Source organism: Neorhizobium sp. USDA 3394 (genome assembly GCF_056280385.1).
Genome location: NZ_JBWCDU010000001.1, coordinates 2154026 through 2172988, shown reverse-complemented (window position 1 = coordinate 2172988; position 18963 = coordinate 2154026). Strand labels below are relative to the sequence as shown.

Here is an 18963-nt window from a genome sequence, read left to right as displayed (position 1 = left end):
ATCTGCTTGTCCCGCCGTCTTCTCGCGGCGGGATTTTCTTTGCGCGAAGAATTTTTTGGGCGGGATTGTCGGCCTGCACATTTCCTCTCCGTCCTTGGGGCATCACCAACCGATCCCCGAGGAGGACGCCATGTCGATCAGGATAATCGCCACCGCAATTGCAGCCCTTGCCGCATCGTTTGTTCCGGGGGGCGCCGAAGCGCAGGAGCCGAAATCGGCCGTACCGCAGGCGACCCCCGCCGAGCCATCGAAGAAGGGCCATGTCGAGGCCGGCGGCATCAGCTATTATTACGAAATCCGCGGGGAAGGCGAACCGCTCCTGCTGCTCCATGGCGGTCTCGGCTCCGTCGACATGTTCGCCCCGATCATGCCGGCGCTGACGGAGCACCGCCAGGTCATCGCCGTCGATCTCCAGGGCCATGGCCGCACCCCGCTCGGTAAGCGGCCGATCAGCCTTGAAGCCATGGGTGCCGACATGGGCGGGATCGTCACCGCACTCGGTTACCGTCAGGTCGATGTGCTGGGTTATTCCATGGGCGGCGGCATCGCCCTGCAGATGGCCGCTCAGGCGCCGGAAAAGGTGCGGCGGCTCGTCATCGCCTCGGCACCGTTCGCCAAGCGCGGCTTCTTTCCGGAAATGATCCCGCAGCAGGAGTCCGTCACCGGCGCCATGGCCGAGATGATGAACGACACGCCGATGTTCATCTCCTACAAGGCCGTGGCTCCGGATGTCTCCGAATTCCCGCGGCTCCTCGATGCCATGGGCGACCTGATGCGCCGGGACTACGATTTCTCCGATGCGGTCGCTAAGTTGACCATGCCGGTCATGCTGGTCTTCGGAGACAGCGACATGGTGCGCCCGGAGCATATCGTCGAGTTTTATCAGAAGCTCGGCGGCGGCCTGCAGGATGCCGGCTGGATGCGGGAAAACATGCCGAAGAACCGGCTGGCGATCCTGCCCGATCTCACCCATTACGAGGCGTTCGCATCGCCGGCCCTGGCGCCGACCGTGCTGCCTTTCCTCGACGGCAAGAGCAACGCGCCGAACTGGGCGGAGCAGGTGAAGAAATAGTCCGCGTACCCTTGAACGACGCCTGGCCGAAAGGCAGGCGTCGTTCCTGTTTTCAAACGCTTAGCCGGGTTTGCGGACTCTGTTTGGGAGATCCTTGAATCAGTTTCTGAGGTCTTGCCGCTCAAGCTGGTTTTCGCGGTCGAGCTGCAGGGTCAGCGCCAGCACCGTTTCGCAGGTCGGGGTCGGCACGCCGGCGAGCTTGCCAAGCGCGACCACCATGCCGGTCAGAGGAACGATCTCCAGCGTCTTTCCGGCCAGCAGGTCCTGCAGCATCGACGTTTTGACCGGCCCGAAACCGCCTGAGCGGTTGAGCTGTTCGTCGACGCTGCCGCTGAAGACGGCGCCGAGCGCTTCGCCGACGGCCCTGGTTTCTGTCATCACCTTGCCGACCTGCGCGACCAGAAGCGCATTGCCCATGATGCTGTCCATCCGGCCGCGGGTGAGCGCGCTGATCGGATTATAGGCGGCATTGCCCATCAGTTTGGTCCAGATCGCGTCGCGGATACGCTGGGTCGGAATGATGTTGAGGCCGGCGCGCCCGAGAAGCTCGGCTATCGACACCAGATCCGGCGAAAGCTCGCCGGATGGTTCGCCGAGGAAAAAGCGGCCATCGCCATTGAGGCGAATGGTGCCGGGTTCGGTCACTTCCGCGCCCTGATAGGCGACGCAACCGATGACCCGTTCCGGCCCGACGAGCCTCCAGAGCTTGCCTTCCGGGTCGAGTTCCGGGAGCTGTCTTTCCGCATGCCCGCTTTCGGAATCCCGATGGAAATACCACCAGGGAATGCCGTTGAGGATCATGATGACCCGCGTGCCTTCCTTGAGAAGGCCTGCAAGACCCTCGGCCGCCTGGGCGAGCTGGTGGCCCTTGAGGCCTGTGATAATCAGATCCTGCTTCGGCAGTCCGGATGGGTCGCTTGTGGCGTTTACGCGCGCATGAAGCGGCGCGGTATCACCGTCCCGCTCGACCGTGAGGCCCTTTTCGCGGATGGCGGCGAGGTGTGCGCCCCGCGCCACTACCGACACATTCGCCTCCGCGCCCAGTCCGTTGGCGATTTTCGTCGCAAACGTGCCGCCGAGAGCTCCGGCACCGTAGATGCAGATATTCCTGATGGTCATGAGGTTCCTCGCCGACACCATATGCAGTGCGGCAGATCTAGGACATCCTCGGCGCGCAGGCGAACGAGTTTTTGTGATGGATCAATGGGCCCAGCTATCGGACACGAGTTCCGTCCGGCGAAGCTCGTCGATGGCGGCGACCGCGTCCTCCACCGACCAGCCGGCCTTGACGGCTGCCGCGATCATCTTGATCTCTGCCTCCTCTTCGAGCGCAAGAAAGAGCGGTTCGAGAGCCTCCTGAACGGTGAGGATATGTTCATCCGGCGGGGCAATGGACGTACGTGCAGCGGACGTAGGCATGATACGCTGGGCTCCTCTCTCTTTTGCGATCGAATCTTCACAATTGCTATCACCGGAAAAGGTTCCACCCAACCTGTGGAAAATTTCATTCGGCCGCTTTCTGCAGCACCAAGCTTGTTCTTTCGCCAAGCCTCTGCCTTGTTGCCGAGCTAAAATACATGTGATTCGGGTGCCACGAGGCTGCCCGGCCGGCGGGTGCCGATGCCAAGGAGATTGCGATGACGGACGCCAAAAAATACCAGATCACCGAAATGCGGCCGAAGATCACCGTGATCGGCGTCGGCGGCGGCGGCGGTAACGCCATCAACAACATGATCGCCGAGGAGCTGGAGGGCGTCGATTTCATCGCCGCCAATACCGACGCCCAGGTTCTGGCGACCTCCAAGGCATCCCGCCGCATCCAGCTCGGCGCCCACGTGACCGAAGGCCTCGGTGCCGGCTCCCTGCCGGAAATCGGCCGCGCGGCCGCAGAAGAATCGATCGACGAGATCATGGATCACCTGTCCGGTTCGCATATGTGCTTCGTGACGGCCGGCATGGGCGGCGGCACAGGCACCGGTGCTGCACCGGTCATCGCCCATGCTGCCCGCAATGCCGGCATCCTGACTGTCGGAGTCGTCACCAAGCCCTTCACCTTCGAAGGCAACCGCCGCATGAAGACGGCCGATGCCGGCATCGAGGAACTGCGCCGCGCCGCCGATACCGTCATAGTCATTCCGAACCAGAACCTCTTCCGCATCGCCGACGCCAAGACCACCTTCGCCGACGCGTTCATGACCGCCGACAAGGTGCTGTTTGCGGGCGTCGGCTGCATCACCGACCTGATCGTCAAGGAAGGCCTGATCAACCTCGATTTCGCCGACGTGAAATCGGTCATGAAGGGCATGGGCCGGGCGATGATGGGCACGGGCGAAGCCTCCGGCGACGGACGCGCACTGCTCGCCGCGGAGGCTGCGATCGCCAACCCGCTGCTCGACGACATCTCGATGAAGGGCGCCAAGGGCGTGCTGATCTCGATCTCCGGCGGCTCCGACATGACGCTGTTCGAGGTGGACGAAGCCGCAAGCCGCATCCGCGACGAGGTCATGGACGACGCCGACATCGTCGTCGGCGCGATCTTCGACCGGAGTCTCGACGGCAAGTTCCGGGTCTCGGTCGTCGCGACCGGCCTCGATGGCGGCGAAGCCGGCGTTGCTCCGGGCACTCCGGCCGACATGCAGCCTTATCAGCGCACCCTGCAGTAACGGGGTTATTTCGAAAACAGCAATTTGATATAGGAGCGGTAGGCGAGAAACTGCCGCTCCAGCAGGGCGGGATCCTTCAGCGCCTTCGACATGATGATCGCCCCGTCCATGATGCAGGACACCATGTTGGCGACCTCGGTCAGATCCACCGGCTCGCGCGGCGGATAGATAGCGGCGATCTCCTCGATATATCCTAGAAACCTGGCGTTCCAGGACCGGATCGATTCCGAGTTCAGCGTCAGCACCTCATGGTCGAACAGGCGCTCCTGGTAGCAGACCGAGGCGATCAGGCAGCCCGGATGGCCGCCCGGCAGGTCGCGCACCAGCTCACTGAGCAGTTTCAGCCCCAGAAGGAAAGCCTGCAGCGGATCGTCGTTGAGTTCCCGGGCCCGACCGAAGATATCGTCGAAGATGCGGTTGTTCTCGGCGACGTAGCGGCGCAGCATCTCCCGTGCCAGCTCGTTCTTGTCCCGGAAATGGTAGAAAAACCCGCTCTTGGTGATACCGGCCTCGGCGATCAGCTCGTCGATCGAGGTTGCGGCAAAGCCCTTGGCGAGCACCGAGGCTTCCGCGATCTCCAGGATGCGGTCGCGGGTTGCGGCCCCTTTGCGTGTCTCCCGCGTTTCCGAAAACTTGACCGGCGGTACAGTTTGGCTGCGCGCAGCATCGGCAGCGTCAAGCATTCCCGTCCGTTGAGACATGCTAACCTCCCGTGAATTCTTGCGAATTTCAAAAATATTCCCGGCTGTACCGTAAGCTTACTAGAAGCTCAGCATCCAAATCTGCGAAAAATTGGTCATTCCCCGGGCGGACCGGAGCAAAGCCGGGACCCGCTTGCCATGTTTTACCACAGGAGACAGATGATGGCCAAGTATCGCCATAACCTGCCGCAGCTCAAGAGCGGCGACTTCCTTTCCGACGGCGGGCTCGAGACGACGCTGGTCTTCCACCGCGGCATCGATCTTCCGGCCTTCGCCGCCTTTCCGCTGCTCGACGATGCCAGGGGCCGCGAGGAACTGACCGAATATTACGAGGCCTACCTGGCGATCGCCCGCGAGCGGGGCCTTGGCTTCATCCTCGACACGCCGACCTGGCGGGCGAATGCCGACTGGGGTCCGCAGCTCGGTTACGACCGTGCGGCACTGCGGGCGCTCAACATCCGCTCGGTCGATTACATCGCCAAGCTCCGCCAGGTTTGGGAACGGCCGGGTTCCCCGATCATCCTCAACGGTGTCATCGGGCCGCGTGGCGACGGTTACAAGGACGGCAACATGGAGCCGCTGGCGGCCGAGGATTATCACGCCTTCCAGGCCGAGGCCTTTGCCGACAGCGAGGCCGACATGATCTCGGCGATCACCATGAACAATATCGGCGAGGCAGTCGGCATCGTCCGGGCCTCGAAACGTGCCGGCATGCCCTGCGTCGTTTCCTTCACGGTCGAGACCGACGGCAGGCTCGTCAACGGCAAGACGCTGCAGGCGGCGATCGAGGAGACAGATGCGGCGACGGACGGGTACGCGGCCTATTACATGGTCAACTGCGCCCATCCGAGCCATTTCGAGGGTGCCCTTGTCCGCGGCGAGGCCTGGGTGAAGCGGATTTCCGGCATCCGCGCCAACGCGTCGCCCAAGAGCCATCAGGAGCTCGACGAGTCGACCGAACTCGATATCGGTGATCCGCGCGATCTTGGGCTCCGCTACCGTTCGCTCCGGCAGAGCTATCCGTCGATGCGGGTGCTTGGCGGCTGCTGCGGCACCGACCACCGGCATCTGCAGGCGATCTGCGACGCTTGCCTGCCGGCGGCTGCCGCCTGACCGGGGAGGGAGGAGAATGCCTGCAACCACATTGCTCGGCGCCATCGCCGTGATCTCGGCCCGCTGGCTCTTTTCGCCCGTTGTGCCGACTGACGCCGATGAGGAGCGCGGCCGGGCGAAGCTCAAGGCTGGGCACATGCTGGACGAGCGACTGCTGCGCGATATCGGATTTCGCGAAGACGTGTCCCGCTTCCACCGCAACCGCTTTCCGGGGTTCTGACCCCTGAAGACCGTTCCAATCAGAACCTTCCGGCGGTTGTGCTGCCGGAAGGTTTTTCTTTTGCTTCTGCCGTCTTCCCTTTGTCATCCGTCGCGGATATAGCTCGCCGCCCAACCGACGATTGAGAGGAGGCGAGCATGGATGCGACTGTTGTCGGCGCCCACTGGGAGAGCAATGCCGAGACCTGGACGATCTATTCGCGGGCCGGTTACGACAAATATCGGGATGCGCTGAACACGCCGGCCTTTCTCGACATGCTGCCGCCGGTTGCCGGATTGAAGGGCCTCGATCTCGGCTGCGGCGAGGGCACTAATACCCGCGAGGTTGCGCGGCGCGGGGCCGAGATGACCGGGCTCGACATCGCCCCGACCTTCATCCGTTATGCCCGCGAAACCGAGGAGAGCGAGCCGCTCGGCATCACCTACGTGCTCGGCGACGGGCAGGGGATCGACTTTCCGGACGAGAGCTTCGATTTCGTCACCGCCTTCATGTCGATGATGGACATGGCCGACCAGCGCCAGGTGCTGAAGGGCATTTATCGTGTGCTGAAGCCCGGCGGTTTCCTGCAGTTCTCCATCCTGCATCCCTGTTTCGTGCCGCCGACGCGCAAGAACATCCGCGACGAGACGGGCGAGGCGGTGGCCGTGCAGGTGGCCGATTATTTCGACGAGACGGACGGGCGGATCGAGCGCTGGCTGTTTTCGGAAATCCCCGCCGAGGAACGGGCCGGCCTGACGCCGTTTTCGGTGCCGAGGTTCCACAGGACGCTGACCACCTGGGTGTCGATGATATTGGAGGCCGGACTGGTGATCGAGGCCTTTGGCGAACCGATGGCGTCGGAAGAGGTGGCGCTGGCAGAACCGGTCGTTGCCGACACCCGCGTTGCGCCGATCTTCCTGCATATCCGCGCCGGCAAGCCGTAGACATGGAAAGAGCGGCCACGCTTTTCGCATGGCCGCTCGATCATGATCGTGGCGATCAGTAGCGCGTCGCGACGAGCAGGTCTTCTTCCTCGTCCCGCTGACGGCCGCCGAGGGCGGCTGCGGCACAGGAGATGAACGCGCCGACCAGCAGCGACAGCGAGCCGACCAGAGCGGTCGTGGCGGCTGCCTTGCGGGCCTCGTCCGCGGCCTGCTGGGCGGCGACCTTGGCATCCTCGATCCGCTTCAGGACCGCATCGACGCGGGCGCGGGCATCCTGCGGCGAAAGGCCGGTGCGGGCCGCGACGATGGTTGCCAGATAGGCCTTGTCGTCTTCCGGCACGCCGCCCTGGACGGCACCGTTGAGAAGAATGCGCGACACTTCCGCGGTTGCCGCCCCGTCGTCGTTCTGGGCGCGGGCCTGCGCCTGCTGCGGACGCAGGAGCGCATCGGTGAAGTAGGAGGTTGCCATGCCTGTGCCGCCCGAGGACGAATTGTCGGAGGCGGCTGCCGCCGCTGCCGAACCCGCAACGCCGGCAGTCGCTGCCGCCGAACCGACCGCCTGAGCGCCAGTGCTTGCCAGCGATCCGAGCGACGAAGCAAGGAAGCCAGCAACGAAGACGGTTGCTACGGCCCAGGAGACGAAGCCGTGGGCGGTATCACGGAAGAACACCTCGTCGGTGTGGACGGCCGCCCATTTGGTGCGCAGCCGGCCGGTCAGATATCCGCCGAGCGCTGCCGACAGCCATTGCACCACCACCAGCCAGATCGCCGCGCTGATGCCGACAGTGGCGGCCGAGCTGCTTTCACCCGACCAGGGGGAGATCATGGTGAGGCCGAGGCCGGACCCGAAAAGGATGAGGATGAGACTGATGCCGATGGCGGCTACGGCGCCGCCGATGATCGGCCCCCATGCGATCGCAGATTTTGACGACTCCACCGGAGTTGCGATCGCGGAGCCTGTGGATGAAATTGGCATGTTTCGTCTCCTCAACGCATGAAGAGAACGAGAAGGATGACGATTGGCAGTGGGATGCCGAGAAGCCAGAGCAGAATGCCGCGTCCCATGGTGAACCTCCTGAAAGATAACAGTTTGTTGGTCTTGATTGTGCCCCGTTCAAACACGCCGGATGCCCATTGGTTCCTGTGGCAAGGATATTTGCCGGTTTTCACGTCCTGGGGTTGGTTGGGTGTCCCTGCGTACTCGGCGAGGTAGGGGGGGCATAAAAGGGCCCGGATAGGTTGGCGTTCGGAGGATGACCCTGAGGATCCCTCCGCCATTTGCCCCTATAGAGCCTACTCGTGGCGATGCCGCTTCATCCTCGGCGCCGGTGGCGAGAGCCTGCTCCCGAACCTGTTACACTTGTTGATCGCCTGCCGGGCCGTCGCGGCCGGCCGGTTAAGGAAGTGTTTATGAATTCGTGAAAAATGAATGGATATCTGCCGGCGGTCCGGGCCTGACGGGCTTGGGTGGGATGACCGTGACTGCCGCGCGATGTGTAACCTTTTGAGTAACCGCCTGCATGTGTTTGAGATGCAGGTGCTGTACGGAGTAAGCCAACCATGAACACGAAGCCCTTCGCCCTGGCGATCTTTGCCGCATTCACTGCCACGCCCCTCTGGGCTGCCGACCTCACCTCCTATTCCGAACCGCCGGCCTATAACGAGCCTGCCGGCGCGCCGAAGGCGGGCTGGGGTGGCGCCTATGTCGGTGCCGATCTCGGCATGGCATCCCGCAAGCTGAACCCGTTCGACGGCGACAAGGGCCTCGTTCTCGGCGCTCACGGCGGCTACAACATGGATCTCGATTCCGGCGTCGTCGGTGCGGAAATCGAAGCCTCCCATCTGGGTAACGTGGAAAGCCGCGTACCGGGCGGCAAGATCACCGAAAAGGGCCGCGTCGCCGCCAAGGCCAAGGCCGGCGTCGGCTTGAACCAGACGCTGGTCTACGGCACCGCAGGCGTGGCGCTCACCAGCTTCGGCGGCAAGAACGGCACGTCCGGTCCGGACGGCTGGAAGCCGGGCTGGGTCCTGGGCGCCGGTGTCGAGCAGAAGCTCACCGACAACCTGTCGGCCCGCTTCGAATACAACTACACCATGACCAACGACGTCCGCAGCACTTCAGGCGGCGTCTCTTCGAGGACCGACGTCCGCGACCAGACGCTCAAGGCTGGCGTGAACTACAAGTTCTAGTATCACACCCTCTCCAGATCCATCGGACCTGGAGAGGGTATTGTCGCGGTCCGACAATCTTCAAAGCGCCGTATGCCGGGGAGGCCTACGGCGCTGTCAGTTTAAAGGGCGGTTCTCAGAGATCTGCGTCCGTATCCAGCTGGTCGCGGACCTGGTCGATCTTGCCGACCGCTGGCCCCACTCCAAGCTCGTCCTGTGCCCATCCGAAGGCCTCGTCGCTCACCGGCGCGCCCGCGAAATCCTCCAGCGCATCGCGAAGCGCGGCTTCGCCGAGGTCGGGATCGGTGGCGGCAGGATCGATGCCGTTCGTCAGTTCGTATTGCGCATAGGCCTTCACGTAGGCCGAGAGCGAGGTCATCCGCGGATCGCTGGTGTTGAGATAGGCGTGGTAATTGCGCTTCAAGGAACTGAGGCCTGCCACTTTTGCGGCCTGCGGCTTGGCTTTCTGCGCTGGCGTTGCCTTCGAGACCTTGCGGTCGGCATCCTTCTTGGCCCGCTCCTTGCCGGAGCCGAGACTGGCTGAGGTCGATCGGCTCTTGCCGGAATGGCCATGGTTCGAGACGTTGTCGCGACCGCCGCCATTGCCGCCGCCGTTTCCACCGCCACCGCCGTTACCGCCGCCATTGCCACCCTTGGCGAAAGCGAGGTCCGGAAATCCGGTTACGCCTCCGCCGACGGACACCGCTGCGAGCGCCAGGACGACGATGCCGCTCCTGAGGACCTTGTTCATGTTCACCGTCTCCTGCATGTACATTGCCCAAGCCGCGAGAAGCTCTGCGCTTCGTGGCCTTTCACATGTCTCGCATCCTGGCGCAGGGGCGGATATAAATCCATGGGATCAGGACCAATGAGCCTGGCTTCGGGACCAAGGTCGGGCGGGGCTGGGGACTTTGGTCTCATTGGCGGCCTGCCGTCCACGGAACATGCCCAAAGCCGCCTCGCATCGAGCGTCTTCATTTCGCTCGTTCATCTGCGGGAGGCCCTGGCGGTGGCCATCGCCGATATCGGTGTCATAACCGATATTCCGTCCCGTCTGCCGGAGCAGGCAAGGAGGATGCAAACCTGTGCAAATGCTGGGCCGCGTCCTTTTCACAAATGAAATAAATCTGTCACAAAACTGTAATGAGCAACAGATAGAGGGTAGCCGACGCCCAAGCGTCAATCCGAATTCCAAGGGAGAAATCCATGAAGAAGTATCTAGGAAGCTGCGCTGTAGCCGCAATTCTGCTGGCCACCGCAGGCGTCGCAACGGCTCGCGATCAGGTTCAGGTCGCCGGTTCCTCCACCGTTCTTCCCTATGCGAAGATCGTTGCCGAAGCTTTCGGCGAAGCCTTCCCGAAATTCAAGACCCCGATCGTCGAGTCGGGCGGCTCGGGCGCTGGCCTCAAGGAATTCTGCAAGGGCGTCGGTGAAGCCACGATCGACATTGCTAACTCTTCGCGTCCAATCAACAAGAGCGAACTGGAAGCATGCAAGGCGGCCGGCGTCACCGACGTCCAGGAAATCCGCATCGGTTACGACGGTATCGTTTTTGCGACTGCCAGCAGCAACGGCGAGATGAAGATCGAGCCGAAGGACTTCTACAAGGCTCTTGCCGCTGAAGTGCTTGTTGACGGAAAGCTCGTCGCCAATCCTTACAAGAACTGGTCGGAGATCAACCCGACTCTGCCGAAGGGCCCGATCGCTGCCTATATTCCGGGCACGAAGCACGGCACGCGCGAAGTCTTCGAAGAGAAGGTATTGGCAGAAGGCTGCAAGGAAGCCGGTGCCGCAGAAGCCATCAAGAAGCTCGTTCCGGACGCCAAGCAGGCGACCGCCAAGTGCATTGCTGTTCGCAAGGACGGCGTTGCTGTGGACATCGACGGCGACTATACCGAGACGCTCGCTCGTATCGCTGCCAACAAGACCGGCGTCGGCGTATTCGGCCTCGCTTTCTACGAAAACAATGCAGACAAGCTGAAAGTCGCCACCGTGAACGGCATCAAGCCGACCGCGGCTGTGATTGCTGACGGTACCTATCCGGTTTCCCGCCCGCTGTTCTTCTACGTGAAGAAGGCTCACCTGGGCGTTGTTCCGGGCCTCAAGGAATACGTCGAGTTCTTCATGTCCGACGACATGATCGGCCCTGACTCGCCGCTCGTCGAATACGGCTTGGTTGCCGCACCGGACGCGCAGCGCGTGCAGGCCCGCAAGGACTTTGCCGCTGGTAAGACCATGTAATCAAAAGAACGGCGCCGCTTCCGGCGGCGCCGTTTCTCTCCGACCGGAGGCTTTGCCTCGGTAGGAAATCGTCGATTTTGCGGCGATGGTGTTGCGCAAGGCGCGACGGCGATGCGATCGGTTCCGATGACCGGAGCTGGGCGGTGATGGGTTGCCGCCGAAGGCGGTACGCCGGGGGATTATGATGAACACATCACTAATATTGTTGATTTTGGCGATAATCGGCATGGCCGCTTACGTCGCCGGTGCCCGGCATGCGATGGCACTGGTCGGAGGAATTTCCTCCAAACTTCATTCGCGGCCTGGATATTACGGTTCCTTTGTCGCCGTCTGGGCGATCTTGCCGGCCGTCGTCATTCTTTTTGTCTGGCTGGTCGCCAGCCCCATGTATATCAGCTCCTCGGTGCGCGGTGCGTTTCCGGAAGAGGTGAAAACCCAGTCGCAGGCCGAGCAGGGCCTGAGCTACGGCATGATTACCTCGATTGCCCGCGGCATGAATGCGCTGACCGGCGACGAGATCGCCCGCATCGAAAACAATCCGGTGGAGCTTCGTACTGCGCTTGGCGCCAAGGGCGTTGCACTTGCGGGTGATCCGCAGCCCTTCATGGTCAAGGCCGCTGCCGAACTGAACCGGATGACCTTCGTCAGCCGTATCCTGATGACGATCGTCGTTCTGGGGGCTTCCATCGGCGGCGCCCTCTTCGCTTATCGCCAGATCGCGCCGCGTTTCCGCGCCCGCAATCGGGTGGAAAAAGTGGTTCTCGGTAGCCTCGTCGTTGCTTCTTCGATCGCTATCCTGACCACGGTCGGCATCGTCGCATCGATGCTGACGGAAGCCGCCCACTTCTTCACCGCCATTCCCGCCTGGGAATTCTTCTTCGGCACGGTATGGGATCCGCGTTTTGCGGCTGCGGGTTCGGGTGGCTCGGAAGGTCAGTTCGGCCTCATTCCGCTGCTGCTCGGCACGCTCTATATCGGTTTCGTCGCGATGCTCTTCGCGGTTCCGATCGGCCTCTTTTCGGCAATCTACATGTCGGAATACGCCTCGCCGAAAGTCCGCGCGGTTGCCAAGCCGCTGCTCGAAGTGCTCGCCGGCATTCCGACCATCGTCTACGGCTTCTTCGCATTGACGACGGTCGGTCCCTTCCTTCGCGACATTTCTTCACAGCTGAACGGCCTCGTTACCGGCGACTATGCCAACTTCATCCAGGCGCAGAGCGTTCTGACGGCCGGTTTCGTCATGGGCATCATGCTGATCCCCTACGTCTCCTCGCTGTCGGACGACATCATCACGGCCGTGCCGCGTGCCCTGCGTGACGGTTCGCTCGGCCTCGGCGCCACTCGCTCGGAAACCATCAAGAAGGTGGTCCTGCCGGCGGCTCTGCCGGGCATCGTCGGCGCGCTCCTGATGACCGCGTCGCGCGCCGTCGGCGAAACCATGATCGTCGTGCTTGCGGCCGGTGTCGCCGCCCGCCTGCAGATCAATCCGTTCGAGCCGATGACGACCGTGACAGTGAAGATCGTCAACCAGCTGACGGGTGACCTTGAGTTCACCTCGCCGCAGACCCTGGTTGCCTTCGCGCTGGGCATCACGCTGTTCGCCATCACGCTTTGCCTCAACATCTACGCGCTCTATATCGTGCGCAAATACCGGGAGCAGTACGAATGACCGATGTGGTTTCTCCCGTCGCCGGCATCCCCAAGGCCAAGTCCGTCCGTCGCGATATCGGCATCAAGCGCCGTTACGCCGCCGAGCGTCGCTTTCGTGCCTATGGCATCGCCGCGCTTTCCTTCGGCATCATCTTCCTGATGCTTCTCCTGTGGTCGGTGGTCTCCAAGGGTTACACCGCCTTCCAGCAGACCATGATCACCATGCCGGTCGAGTTCTCGCAGCAGATCATCGACCCGCAGAACGAACGTGCCACCAACCCGCAGAAGCTGATGACGGCCAACTATCCGGTCGTTGCCCGCAACGCGCTCGCCAAGCTGCTCAACGTCAGCGTGGACGACCGTGTCGCAGCCCGTGCAGTCAGCCAGATGCTGTCGGATGGCGTCCGCGTTCAGCTGCGTGACCTGGTGGTCGCCAATCCGGCGATCATCGGAACGACGCAGACGGTAAGACTGCTCGCTTCCGGCGATATCGACTCGGCCTACAAGGGCCAGATCGACCTCAACGTCAGCCAGGAGAATCGCAAGATCAACGATCAGCAGCTCGCCTGGATGACGCAGCTCTCCGACAGCGGCGCGCTCGCCAAGCATTTCAACAGCGGCATCTTCGTCAACGGCGCATCGAGCCGTCCGGAAGCGGCCGGTGTCGGCGTCGCGCTCATCGGCTCGTTCTACATGATGCTGATCGTGCTTGTCCTGGCGCTGCCGATCGGCGTCGCGGCCTCGATATATCTCGAGGAGTTCGCCCCGAAGAACAAGTTCACCGACCTGATCGAGGTGAACATCAACAACCTGGCGGCCGTTCCCTCGATCGTCTACGGTCTTCTCGGTCTGGCGGTCTTCGTCAACTTCATGGGCTTGCCGCGTTCCGCCTCCTTCGTCGGCGGTCTGGTGCTCACCCTCATGACGCTGCCGACGATCATCATCGCGACCCGCGCGGCACTGAAGGCCGTGCCGCCATCGATCCGCGCTGCCGCCCTCGGGCTCGGCGCATCGAAGATGCAGACGATCTTCCACCATGTCCTGCCGCTTGCCATGCCCGGCATCCTGACCGGCACGATCATCGGCCTGGCCCACGCCCTCGGCGAAACCGCGCCGCTGCTCCTGATCGGCATGGTGGCCTTCGTCGCCAACTATCCGACAACGCCGCTCGACCCGTCTACGGCGCTGCCGGTGCAGATCTACATGTGGGCGAACGAAGCGGAACGCGCGTTCGTCGAGCGTACCTCGGGAGCAATCATCATCCTGCTCCTGTTCCTCATCCTAATGAATGTTGGCGCAATTCTCTTGCGGCGTCGCTTCGAGCGGCGCTGGTAGAAGGAGTATGACAATGAATATGATGTCAGAATCGGCAGTTGAAAAGGCGCTGGACCAAAAGATGAGCGATGCTTCCCACAAGATGATCGGCAAGGACGTTTCGGTGTATTACGGTGAAAAGCGTGCGCTTTTCGACGTGAACCTTAACGTCCGCGAAAACACTGTGACGGCTCTCATCGGTCCTTCCGGCTGCGGCAAGTCCACCTTCCTGCGCTGCCTCAACCGCATGAACGACACGATCGAGAATTGCCGCGTTACCGGCAAGATCACTCTCGACGCGGACGATATCTATGACCAGGCGATCGACGTCGTCGAACTTCGCGCTCGCGTCGGCATGGTTTTCCAGAAGCCGAACCCGTTCCCGAAGACCATCTACGAGAACATCTCCTATGGTCCGCGCATCCATGGCCTTTCCAAGAACAAGGCCGACATGGACCAGATCGTCGAGGCGAGCCTGCAGCGCGCCGGCCTCTGGGGCGAAGTCAAGGATCGCCTGCATGAATCCGGCACCGGGCTTTCCGGCGGCCAGCAGCAGCGTCTGTGCATCGCCCGTGCGATCGCCGTGTCGCCGGAAGTCATCCTCATGGACGAACCCTGCTCGGCGCTCGACCCGATCGCGACCGCCAAGGTTGAAGAACTCATCCATGAACTGCGAGCCAACTACACGATCGTCATCGTGACGCATTCGATGCAGCAGGCTGCCCGCGTGTCGCAGCGCACCGCCATGTTCCATCTCGGCCAGCTCGTCGAGGAGAACGACACCGACAAGATGTTCACCAATCCCGACGATCAGCGCACCCAGGATTACATCATGGGCCGTTTCGGCTGATCCAGCCGAAAGTGCCGCCTGAAAATCAATTTTGAGGACTAGAAGATGGCATCGACCCATATCCTGTCGGCCTATGACGACGAACTGAAATACCTGAGCCGCCGCATCTCCGAAATGGGCGGCCTCGCCGAGCAGATGTGCTCGGACGCCGTGCGGGCGCTGGTCAATTCCGACGCCGCACTCGCGCAGAAGGTCATCTCCGACGACGTGATCCTCGATCACGCCGAGCGCGAGATCGGCGACAAGGCGATCGTCACGATCGCCCGTCGCCAGCCGGTTGCAGCCGACCTTCGCGAGATCGTCGGTTCGCTGCGCATCGCCTCCGATCTGGAGCGCGTCGGCGACCTTGGCAAGAACACCGCCAAGCGCGTCATCGCGGTTCAGGGCACCGGCGTTCCGCGCAAGCTCGCCCGCGGCCTGGAGCATCTCTCCGATCTCGCCCTCGTGCAGCTCAAGGACGTCCTCGACGTCTACGCGACGCGTTCGGCGGAAAAGGCCGAGGCGATCCGCAGCCGCGACGAGGAAATCGACGCGATGTACACTTCGCTGTTCCGCGAACTCCTCACCTACATGATGGAGGATCCGCGCAACATCACCACCTGCACGCATCTGCTGTTCTGCGCCAAGAACATCGAGCGTATCGGCGACCATGCCACCAACATCGCCGAGACCATCTACTACATGACGACAGGCGCCCAGCCGGAAGGCGATCGTCCGAAGGACGACTCGTCGAACACGCTCGGCGCTATCACCGAATAAGACGGAATGCTGACGGAGCAGGCTGAAGAATGCTGCCAAAAATCGCTGTCGTAGAAGACGAGGAAGCGCTGAGCGTGCTTCTTCGCTACAATCTGGAAGCCGAGGGTTATGAGGTCGATACCGTTTTGCGGGGCGACGAAGCCGAGATCCGGCTTCAGGAACGGGTACCGGACCTTCTGATCCTCGACTGGATGCTACCCGGCGTTTCCGGCATCGAACTCTGCCGCCGGCTGCGCATGCGCCCGGAAACGGAGCGCCTGCCGATCATCATGCTGACGGCCCGCGGCGAGGAGAGCGAACGTGTTCGCGGCCTCGCCACCGGTGCCGACGACTATGTGGTGAAGCCGTTCTCGACGCCGGAACTGATGGCTCGCGTCAAGGCCATGCTGCGGCGGGCTCGTCCGGAAGTGCTCTCCAGCGTGCTCCGCTGCGGCGACATCGAACTCGATCGGGAAACCCATCGCGTTCACCGCAAGAGCCGCGAGGTGCGTCTGGGCCCGACCGAATTCCGCCTGCTCGAATTCCTGATGGCGGCGCCAGGCCGGGTCTTCTCCCGCTCGCAGCTTCTGGACGGCGTCTGGGGCCATGACATCTATGTCGACGAGCGTACGGTCGACGTCCATGTGGGAAGACTTCGCAAGGCACTCAACTTCTCCAACATGCAGGATGTAATCCGCACCGTCCGCGGTGCCGGATACTCCATGGAAACATAGTTGGTGGCCACGAGATGAGCGCGCGGGTCCTGTTGGTCGACGACGACGAGTCGTTTCGTCTGATATTGCAGAAAGCCCTCGCGGCCGACAACTTCGTCGTATCGATGCTGGCCAGTGGTGCCGAGATCTCCAATCGCCTGAAGGCCGTTCCGCCGGATATCCTGGTCATGAGTTCGGACCTTCCGGGTGTGCAAGGTCTCGAGGTCTGCCGCGAAGTGCGTCTCGATCCGGTCCTATCGCGCCTTCCGATCATACTCCTTGTTCCATCGGGTGGGGAGGGCCTTCACCTGGTCGCCCTGGCTGCGGGTGCCGATGATTGCCTCATGAAGCCATTCTCCCCGGTCGAGCTCGTCGTCCGCGTGAAGAACCTGCTCAGGAGGGTCAACCCCGCCCTCCTGGACCATATGCTCAAGGTGGGCGATCTCACGCTCGACCGGGAAGCCCATCGGGTTCACCGGCAGAAGCGCGAGGTCAAGCTCGGGCCGAAGGAGTTCAAGCTTCTTGAATTCCTGATGCGGACGCCCGGCAAGGTCTATTCACGCTCGGAGCTCAAGGCTTCCCTGTGGGGCGACGACACGAACGTCGATGAGCGCGCGATCGATGTCCATATCGGCCGGCTTCGCAAAGTCATCAGCCTTGGCAAGTCCGACAACGTGATCCGGACCGTGCGCGGCACCGGATACGCATTGGGCGATTTCTGACAGGCGTCTCTTTGGACTTGGGGCCAATCTTTATCCTGACCGGCTGATGGCGACCCGGCGGATCATTGCCATGGAGGCTGGCGAAGCAGCATTCGCCAGCTATTGGAACTATGCAGCGCCTTTTGCCAACGCCTCCGCCGTACCTTGCGGGTCGACCGCAATCACCTTCAGATATGCCTTCGCCGGTTGGTCCGGTTCTCCGACGCCGCGCCCGGAGTGCTGGTGACTAAGCGGTGAATATCCACATCCCTGTCTCCCCGTCTCGGGCAGCGTGGTGCAGAGCATAAGCTTCACCGATGCGTCCCGCGTAGAGGACATGGAGGACTAGCCGCCTTGGCTCCGGAACATTTCTGACAGGGCGCTTCAACCGGGCGCAATAGGAAACTAAGTTACGATCCTTGGATCGCCCCGGTAGATCTTGTTTCGCCCTGCCATATGTCCTTCCGCACCGTCCGCAAGACCTGGCTACGATCTCCGGCGTGCAATCTCCCGGTACAATGCCTCGGGAGAGACTCCGATCTCTTCCGCGATCTGCTTCCACATGCCCTTCGAGGGGAACCCACCGTTCCAGGATATCCAGGCTTCGAGCCTCGCTTTCACGGTCTTCAGCGACATTATCTCCGCCCGCTTCCTACTGGCATGAAGTTCGCGCGCGAGATGAAGTGTCCACTGGTGCGAGAAATCAATATCCACACGAAGCCGCTCTTTGACTGACGTGACCGGGATCACTGCGGTTTTCGCCGCCGCCGTGGCAACGCCACCGCAGTGATAGCGGTCGGAGAATATCGAAGCCTCGGCCAGGATAGACCCCGCAGCCGCCCTCTGGAGGACGGCCATTCCCCCATCGGCCTGGTGACGGACGAGATGAAACGAACCTGCATCGACCACGTGCAGAACCTCGACCTCGTCCTCCTGCCTGAACGGGTATTGCCCGGCATCGAAACTGCGCATGGCGCTTGCCATTCCGCGGAGGCTTGAAATCAGATCTGACATGACAGCGATCATGTCATGGTTCCGGATGGACGTGCAATGTGGATACACACCGAAAAGGAATCCCGATGACCAGATACCTCGCTCTCATACTGCTGCTGTTGCCGTCTGCTGCCCTACCGCAGGATGCCCATAGTGGACATCAATCACCTTACGTAGGCCAGGAGGAGAGGGCGGTTACTTCCCTTTCCGCCGATGACATCCTCGAACTTGAGCGGGGTGGAGGCTGGGGACTGGCCAAGCCTGCCGAACTCAATGGCGTTCCCGGACCGCGCCATGTGCTGGATCTCGCACGAGATCTGTCACTGACCGAAATCCAGCTCACGAGGATCGAGGATCTTTTCGAGCGGATGAAGCGCGAAGCTGTGGCCGAGGGCGGGAGGTATCTGGAGGCTGAGCGGGCGGTGGATGCCCTGTTCAGGCGGCCGGACGTGAATCCCGGAGACCTCGCAAAGGCCCTGTCGGACGCAGAACAATCCCGTGGCCGCCTACGCTACATCCATCTTTCGGTGCATATCGAGACAATGGGGATACTCACACCCGATCAGGTTCGAGGCTATGCTGTGCTACGCGGCTACCGGAAGACATAGGGCCGCCCCAAGGACGGCCCCGGGACTTTCATACAGATTTGTAGGTCGTCGCATACCCCGCCTCGATGATGGCAGCGGCTATCGCCTCCGGCGACACAGTGGTTTCGACACTGGCCTTCTTCGTGCCGAGGTCAATAATCGACGAGGTGGCTGGATCCGCTCCTTCGATCGCCTTTTTGACCGTACCCGCACAGTGGCCGCAGGTCATGTTCGGAATGTCGAACCCGTACATCTGGGTCTCCTTTTTCGATGTGACCAAATGCGAAGATAGTGATTCCCACGGTTGGAAGGCCA

Annotated in this window: 22 protein-coding genes; 14 read left to right on the top strand and 8 right to left on the bottom strand. The window is 62.1% G+C overall.

The window, feature by feature from the left end:
• The first annotated feature begins 130 nt into the window (after nucleotides 1-130).
• Nucleotides 131-1072 (top strand): alpha/beta fold hydrolase, encoded by a 942-nt coding sequence (locus ACZ9EJ_RS10395; RefSeq protein WP_046640753.1) that lies wholly within the window; start codon nucleotides 131-133, stop codon nucleotides 1070-1072.
• 99 nt (nucleotides 1073-1171) lie between these two features.
• Here ACZ9EJ_RS10395 and ACZ9EJ_RS10390 read toward each other — a convergent pair whose 3' ends face one another.
• Together ACZ9EJ_RS10390 and ACZ9EJ_RS10385 are read right to left on the bottom strand one after the other, a co-directional pair.
• Nucleotides 1172-2191, bottom strand: a complete 1020-nt coding sequence (locus tag ACZ9EJ_RS10390) for a ketopantoate reductase family protein (protein WP_046640752.1) — start codon at nucleotides 2189-2191, stop codon at nucleotides 1172-1174.
• A gap of 81 nt (nucleotides 2192-2272) precedes the next feature.
• Complete coding sequence (locus tag ACZ9EJ_RS10385; protein ID WP_046635319.1) at nucleotides 2273-2491, bottom strand: hypothetical protein; 219 nt, start codon at nucleotides 2489-2491, stop codon at nucleotides 2273-2275.
• 218 nt (nucleotides 2492-2709) lie between these two features.
• On the opposite strand from ACZ9EJ_RS10385, the gene ftsZ reads away from it, so the two are divergent.
• Nucleotides 2710-3735, top strand: a complete 1026-nt coding sequence (gene ftsZ, locus ACZ9EJ_RS10380) for a cell division protein FtsZ (protein ID WP_046635317.1) — start codon at nucleotides 2710-2712, stop codon at nucleotides 3733-3735.
• Nucleotides 3736-3740: 5 nt separating this feature from the next.
• On the opposite strand, the gene ACZ9EJ_RS10375 is transcribed toward ftsZ, so the two are convergent.
• Nucleotides 3741-4436 carry a TetR/AcrR family transcriptional regulator gene (locus ACZ9EJ_RS10375; RefSeq protein WP_251091224.1) on the bottom strand — a complete coding sequence of 232 codons (696 nt, stop codon included), beginning with the start codon at nucleotides 4434-4436 and terminating at the stop codon, nucleotides 3741-3743.
• A 162-nt stretch (nucleotides 4437-4598) separates the two neighbouring features.
• On the opposite strand from ACZ9EJ_RS10375, the gene ACZ9EJ_RS10370 reads away from it, so the two are divergent.
• The 3 genes from ACZ9EJ_RS10370 to ACZ9EJ_RS10360 all read left to right on the top strand — a co-directional run bounded on the left by ACZ9EJ_RS10370 (nucleotide 4599) and on the right by ACZ9EJ_RS10360 (nucleotide 6692).
• Nucleotides 4599-5549 carry a homocysteine S-methyltransferase family protein gene (locus ACZ9EJ_RS10370; RefSeq protein ID WP_046640751.1) on the top strand — a complete coding sequence of 317 codons (951 nt, stop codon included), beginning with the start codon at nucleotides 4599-4601 and terminating at the stop codon, nucleotides 5547-5549.
• A 16-nt stretch (nucleotides 5550-5565) separates the two neighbouring features.
• The gene (locus tag ACZ9EJ_RS10365; RefSeq protein WP_251091225.1) at nucleotides 5566-5769 is read left to right on the top strand and encodes a hypothetical protein; all 204 of its coding nucleotides are present in this window, start codon (nucleotides 5566-5568) and stop codon (nucleotides 5767-5769) included.
• Between the two features lie 137 nt (nucleotides 5770-5906).
• Nucleotides 5907-6692: a class I SAM-dependent methyltransferase gene (locus ACZ9EJ_RS10360; protein ID WP_046640749.1), complete on the top strand. Its 786-nt coding sequence runs from the start codon at nucleotides 5907-5909 to the stop codon at nucleotides 6690-6692.
• Nucleotides 6693-6747: 55 nt separating this feature from the next.
• Here the strand turns inward: ACZ9EJ_RS10360 and ACZ9EJ_RS10355 are convergent, their stop codons facing one another.
• Nucleotides 6748-7668, bottom strand: coding sequence for a membrane protein (locus ACZ9EJ_RS10355; protein ID WP_046640748.1), 921 nt, complete (start codon nucleotides 7666-7668; stop codon nucleotides 6748-6750).
• Between the two features lie 584 nt (nucleotides 7669-8252).
• Here ACZ9EJ_RS10355 and ACZ9EJ_RS10350 point away from each other — a divergent pair.
• On the top strand, nucleotides 8253-8882 hold the full coding sequence (locus ACZ9EJ_RS10350) for an outer membrane protein (protein WP_046635306.1): 630 nt from the start codon (nucleotides 8253-8255) through the stop codon (nucleotides 8880-8882).
• 115 nt (nucleotides 8883-8997) lie between these two features.
• Here ACZ9EJ_RS10350 and ACZ9EJ_RS10345 read toward each other — a convergent pair whose 3' ends face one another.
• A complete protein-coding gene (locus ACZ9EJ_RS10345; protein ID WP_251091226.1) occupies nucleotides 8998-9612 on the bottom strand; it encodes a hypothetical protein in 615 nt (204 codons plus the stop codon).
• 455 nt (nucleotides 9613-10067) lie between these two features.
• Between ACZ9EJ_RS10345 and ACZ9EJ_RS10340 the strand changes: the two genes are divergently transcribed.
• Nucleotides 10068-11102 (top strand): substrate-binding domain-containing protein, encoded by a 1035-nt coding sequence (locus tag ACZ9EJ_RS10340; protein ID WP_046635303.1) that lies wholly within the window; start codon nucleotides 10068-10070, stop codon nucleotides 11100-11102.
• Here ACZ9EJ_RS10340 and ACZ9EJ_RS10335 read toward each other — a convergent pair whose 3' ends face one another.
• A complete protein-coding gene (locus ACZ9EJ_RS10335) occupies nucleotides 11103-11330 on the bottom strand; it encodes a hypothetical protein (protein ID WP_251091229.1) in 228 nt (75 codons plus the stop codon). It lies immediately after the preceding gene.
• On the opposite strand from ACZ9EJ_RS10335, the gene pstC reads away from it, so the two are divergent.
• The 6 genes from pstC to ACZ9EJ_RS10305 are packed head-to-tail and all read left to right on the top strand — an operon-like array spanning nucleotide 11287 to nucleotide 17089.
• Nucleotides 11287-12771, top strand: a complete 1485-nt coding sequence (gene pstC / locus ACZ9EJ_RS10330) for a phosphate ABC transporter permease subunit PstC (protein WP_046635365.1) — start codon at nucleotides 11287-11289, stop codon at nucleotides 12769-12771. The two genes, ACZ9EJ_RS10335 and pstC, sit on opposite strands and share 44 nt — an antisense overlap.
• Nucleotides 12768-14087, top strand: coding sequence for a phosphate ABC transporter permease PstA (pstA, locus tag ACZ9EJ_RS10325; RefSeq protein WP_046635301.1), 1320 nt, complete (start codon nucleotides 12768-12770; stop codon nucleotides 14085-14087). The genes pstC and pstA overlap by 4 nt, the downstream gene beginning before the upstream one ends.
• A 13-nt stretch (nucleotides 14088-14100) precedes the next feature.
• Nucleotides 14101-14916, top strand: a complete 816-nt coding sequence (pstB, locus tag ACZ9EJ_RS10320; protein WP_046635299.1) for a phosphate ABC transporter ATP-binding protein PstB — start codon at nucleotides 14101-14103, stop codon at nucleotides 14914-14916.
• Between the two features lie 45 nt (nucleotides 14917-14961).
• Nucleotides 14962-15675, top strand: coding sequence for a phosphate signaling complex protein PhoU (gene phoU / locus ACZ9EJ_RS10315; RefSeq protein WP_037084669.1), 714 nt, complete (start codon nucleotides 14962-14964; stop codon nucleotides 15673-15675).
• Nucleotides 15676-15704: 29 nt separating this feature from the next.
• A complete protein-coding gene (gene phoB, locus ACZ9EJ_RS10310; protein ID WP_037084667.1) occupies nucleotides 15705-16388 on the top strand; it encodes a phosphate regulon transcriptional regulator PhoB in 684 nt (227 codons plus the stop codon).
• A gap of 14 nt (nucleotides 16389-16402) precedes the next feature.
• On the top strand, nucleotides 16403-17089 hold the full coding sequence (locus ACZ9EJ_RS10305; protein WP_046640745.1) for a winged helix-turn-helix domain-containing protein: 687 nt from the start codon (nucleotides 16403-16405) through the stop codon (nucleotides 17087-17089).
• Between the two features lie 465 nt (nucleotides 17090-17554).
• Here ACZ9EJ_RS10305 and ACZ9EJ_RS10300 read toward each other — a convergent pair whose 3' ends face one another.
• Complete coding sequence (locus ACZ9EJ_RS10300; protein ID WP_046640744.1) at nucleotides 17555-18094, bottom strand: Crp/Fnr family transcriptional regulator; 540 nt, start codon at nucleotides 18092-18094, stop codon at nucleotides 17555-17557.
• A 53-nt stretch (nucleotides 18095-18147) separates the two neighbouring features.
• On the opposite strand from ACZ9EJ_RS10300, the gene ACZ9EJ_RS10295 reads away from it, so the two are divergent.
• Nucleotides 18148-18669: a hypothetical protein gene (locus ACZ9EJ_RS10295; RefSeq protein ID WP_046640743.1), complete on the top strand. Its 522-nt coding sequence runs from the start codon at nucleotides 18148-18150 to the stop codon at nucleotides 18667-18669.
• A 28-nt stretch (nucleotides 18670-18697) separates the two neighbouring features.
• Here ACZ9EJ_RS10295 and ACZ9EJ_RS10290 read toward each other — a convergent pair whose 3' ends face one another.
• Nucleotides 18698-18901: a heavy-metal-associated domain-containing protein gene (locus ACZ9EJ_RS10290; protein WP_046640781.1), complete on the bottom strand. Its 204-nt coding sequence runs from the start codon at nucleotides 18899-18901 to the stop codon at nucleotides 18698-18700.
• Nucleotides 18902-18963 lie beyond the last annotated feature (62 nt).